General features: G+C 72.9%; 4 protein-coding genes and 1 pseudogene. 2 read left to right on the plus strand and 3 right to left on the minus strand.

The genetic code is table 11. The features are described from left to right. Positions 1-778 (plus strand): annotated as a pseudogene (locus Y694_RS23815) (ATP-binding cassette domain-containing protein); the annotation flags it as partial. Then, the gene (locus Y694_RS20535) at positions 775-1,464 is read left to right on the plus strand and encodes a cysteine hydrolase family protein (protein WP_011828364.1); all 690 of its coding nucleotides are present in this window, start codon (positions 775-777) and stop codon (positions 1,462-1,464) included. The pseudogene Y694_RS23815 and the gene Y694_RS20535, both read left to right, overlap by 4 nt. A gap of 8 nt (positions 1,465-1,472) precedes the next feature. Here Y694_RS20535 and Y694_RS20540 read toward each other — a convergent pair whose 3' ends face one another. From Y694_RS20540 to Y694_RS20550, 3 genes are all read right to left on the minus strand, one after another. After that, complete coding sequence (locus Y694_RS20540) at positions 1,473-2,387, minus strand: LysR family transcriptional regulator (protein ID WP_036236036.1); 915 nt, start codon at positions 2,385-2,387, stop codon at positions 1,473-1,475. Between the two features lie 9 nt (positions 2,388-2,396). After that, positions 2,397-3,146: an SDR family oxidoreductase gene (locus tag Y694_RS20545; protein ID WP_036236038.1), complete on the minus strand. Its 750-nt coding sequence runs from the start codon at positions 3,144-3,146 to the stop codon at positions 2,397-2,399. A gap of 175 nt (positions 3,147-3,321) precedes the next feature. Then, positions 3,322-3,550 (minus strand): helix-turn-helix transcriptional regulator (locus tag Y694_RS20550; protein WP_036236041.1); only part of this gene is annotated, 229 nt, incomplete at its 5' end.

A 3,550-nucleotide genomic window follows, 5' to 3' on the forward strand; every position in this document is an offset into this window, starting at 1 on the left:
CAGTGGCGCTGCAGGTCCAGGGGCTCGACGCGCTGGGCGACCGCGGGACGCTCGCGGTGCAGGGCCTGAGCCTGGCGGTGAAGGCCGGCGAGATCCTCGGCATTGCCGGCGTGTCCGGCAACGGCCAGCGCGAGCTGGTCGAGGCGCTGGTCGGCCAGCGCCCGCGGCTGGCCGGCCAGGTGCGGGTGGGCGGCGTGCCCTACGGCGCGAAGCGCCACGAGAACCGCCTGCTGAAGCTGCGCGCGCTGCCCGAGGAGCCGCTGCGCAGCGCCAGCGTGGCCGAGTTGAGCGTGGCGCAGAACATGGCGCTGCGCGACTTCGACCAGCCGCCGCTGCGGCGCGGTGGCTGGCTGCGCTTCGGCGCCTGGAAGGAGCGCGCGCGCGCCTGGATCACCGAGTACGGCATCAAGACGCGCGGCGAGAACGCGCCGATCGGCTCGCTGTCGGGCGGCAACGTGCAGCGCGCTGTGCTGGCGCGCGAGCTGGCCGGCGACGTGAACGTGCTGATCGCCGCCAACCCGGTGTTCGGCCTCGACTTCGCGGCGGTGGCCGAGATCCACGCGCGGCTGCTGCAGGTGCGCGAGCGCGGCGGCGCGGTGCTGCTGATCAGCGAAGACCTCGACGAGCTGATCGAACTGGCCGACCGCATCGCGGTGATGAGCGAAGGCCGCCTCGTGTTCGAGACGCCGGCCGCGACGTGGACCGCCACACCATCGGCGCGCACATGGGCGGCGGCGCCGACCACGGGCACGCCCAGCCGCTGCCGGAGGCCGCATGAGCACGAGCACCAGCATGAGCATCAGCATCCCCGCCGCCCCGTTCGACTACCGCCTGGCACCCGGCGCCACCGCGCTGGTCGTGATCGACATGCAGCGCGACTTCATCGAGCCCGGCGGCTTCGGCGCCTCGCTCGGCAACGACGTCTCGCTGCTGGTGCCGGCCATCGCGCCGATCGCCGCGCTGCTGGCGGCGTGGCGCGCGCGCGGCTGGCCGGTGGTGCACACCCGCGAGGCGCACAAGGCCGACCTGAGCGACTGCCCGCCGGCCAAGCGCCTGCGCGGCGCGCCCACGCTGCGCATCGGCGACCCGGGGCCGATGGGCCGGCTGCTGATCAGCGGCGAGCCCGGCACCGAGATCATCGCGGCGCTGGCGCCGCAGCCCGGCGAGATCGTGATCGACAAGCCCGGCAAGGGCATGTTCTGGGCCACCGGCCTGCACGAGCGGCTGCAGGCGCTGGGCGTGAGCCACCTGGTGTTCACCGGCGTGACCACCGAGGTCTGCGTGCAGACCTCGATGCGCGAGGCCAACGACCGCGGCTACGACGGCCTGCTGGTGGAAGACGGCACCGAGAGCTACTTCCCGGCCTACAAGGCCGCGGTGCTGGAGATGATCGCGGCGCAGGGCGCCATCGTCGGCTGGCACGCGCCGAGCGCGGCGGTGCTGGCAGCGTTGCCGGAGGCCTGAGCGTCCGGCTACCGGACCTCCAGGCCGTTCACCAGGCGCTTCATCAGCCGCGGCTCGCGCAGGCGCTCGACCCACCAGGCCAGCGCCTTGCCGCTGTGCTCGCCGCGCCAGGCGACGTAGAGCGTGTTGGGCTCGCGCGGGTCGGCCGTCTTCTTCTCCACCAGCTCGCCGCTCGCCAGCAGTGCCGCGACCCGCTGCCGTGGCAGCCAGCCCACGGCCAGCCCGGCCCGCTGGGCGGCGATCTTGGCTGCCATGCTCGGCACCGCCAGCTGCGCCTGCCCGCCGTGCACGCCGTAGGTCCGCGTACCGGCGTCGCGCGAGGTGTCGGCCACCACGGCGGCGCGGTGCTGCTGGATCACCTCGCGCGGCAGCGGCTCGGTCGCACCGGCCAGCGGGTGGCGCGAGCCCACGGCGAAGACCCAGTCCATCACGCCGAGCTCGAACCAGCGCAGCCGGGGAATCGCCGGCGGCTCGTTGGTCGCGCCGATCACCAGGTCGGCCCGGCCATCGCGCAGCGCGCCCCAGGTGCCGCCGAGCACCTCGTGGGTGATGCGCAACCCCACGCCCGATTTCAGGCGGTCGAAATCCGCGATGACGGGCAGCAGCGTCTGGAACTCGAGCAGCTCGTCCGTCACGATGCCGAGCCGGTCTTCCCAGCCGCTGGCGATCTGGCGCACGCGGGTGTTCAGGCGCCCCATGTCGCCCAGCAGGCGCTCGGCCTCCTCAGCCAGCAGCCGGCCCGCCGGCGTGAGTTCGAGCCGGTAGCGCCGCCGGTCGAACAGCAGCGCGTCGTAGCGAGCCTCCAGTTGCCGCGCCGCATGCGACAGGGTCGAAGGCGCCTTGCCCAGCCGCGCCGCCGCCTTCGACAGGCTGCCGCTGGCGCGGATGGCCTGCAGCATCGCGAGTTCGTCCTGAGACAGCATGGACCGAGGTTACAGGGTGCTCATGCCCCCGTCGACGATGAGTTCCGCGCCCACGATGAACGCCGACTCCCGGGCCGACAGGTGCAGCACCGTCGAAGCCAGTTCCTCGGGCGTGCCGAAACGACCCACCGGGATCTGCGCCTGGATGGTGGCCGCGGTGGCCTGCAGCGTCGCCGCGTCCAGACCCAGCTTGCCGTACAGCGGCGTCGAGATCGGCCCCGGGCTGACCACGTTGACGCGCGCGCCGCGCGGCAGCAGCTCGGCCGACAGCGTCTTGGCGAGCGAGATCAGCGCTGCCTTGCTCGCGGCGTACACCGAGGAGTTGGGCATGCCGATGTGGGCGTTGATGGAACCGTTGATCACGATCGCGGCGCCCGGGCGCAGCAGCGGCGCCAGCGCCTGGATCTGGAAGTACGGGCCCTTGACGTTGGCGGCGAAGGTGTCGTCCCACAGCGACTCAGACACCTCGGCGAACGGCGCGAAGCGCGCCACGCCGGCGTTGATGAACACGGCGTCCAGTTCGATGCCCTGTGCCTGCAGGGCCTCCGCCAGGCGCCGGGCTTCCGCCACGCTGCCGGCGTCGTTGCGCAGCGCGATGGCGCCGCGGCCGATGTCGTCCCGGGCACGCGCCAGCGCCTTCTCGTCGCGGCCGGTGATCACGACGCGGGCGCCCTCGCCGGCGTAGGCCTTGGCGGCCGCCAGGCCGATGCCGCTGCTGCCGCCGGTGACGAGCACGGTCTGGTTGTCGAAGCGATTCATGAGAGGTCTCCTGAGCTGGGTGGCGAACGAAGCAGCGAGATCAGGAAGATCGGCCGCCGTCGCCATGAATGCATCGTCGTCGACCGGGCCCGGGAAGCCGTGCCACGCTTTCGATGCAAACGTTCGATGTCGTCGAACGTCTTTCGGAACGCCCGTTCCGCCCGGCGCGGGCGGCTCAGCGCCGGTGCCAGTAGGCCGCCGCCTGGGTGCGACTGTCGAGCGCCAGCTTGGTGAGGATGTTGGCCACGTGGCGCTTCACGGTGTGTAGGCTGAGGCCCAGCGCGCGGGCGATGAGCTTGTTGCTCTGGCCCTCGGCCAGCAGGGCCATCACCTCGCGCTCGCGGGCCGACAGCGGATCGTCCGGCGGCGCTGCGTCGACCACGGCAGCGCGCGGGCCCTCGGCC

Origin of the sequence: Methylibium sp. T29-B, from assembly GCF_000576225.1 — a bacterium.
Lineage (GTDB): Bacteria > Pseudomonadota > Gammaproteobacteria > Burkholderiales > Burkholderiaceae_C > Methylibium > Methylibium petroleiphilum.

Excerpts from the sequence above, each read along its gene's own strand:
- Y694_RS20535 (WP_011828364.1), top strand. The coding sequence starts at position 775 with ATGAGCACGAGCACCAGCATGAGCATCAGCATCCCCGCCGCCCCGTTC.
- Y694_RS20540 (WP_036236036.1), bottom strand. The coding sequence starts at position 2,387 with ATGCTGTCTCAGGACGAACTCGCGATGCTGCAGGCCATCCGCGCCAGC.
- Y694_RS20545 (WP_036236038.1), bottom strand. The coding sequence starts at position 3,146 with ATGAATCGCTTCGACAACCAGACCGTGCTCGTCACCGGCGGCAGCAGC.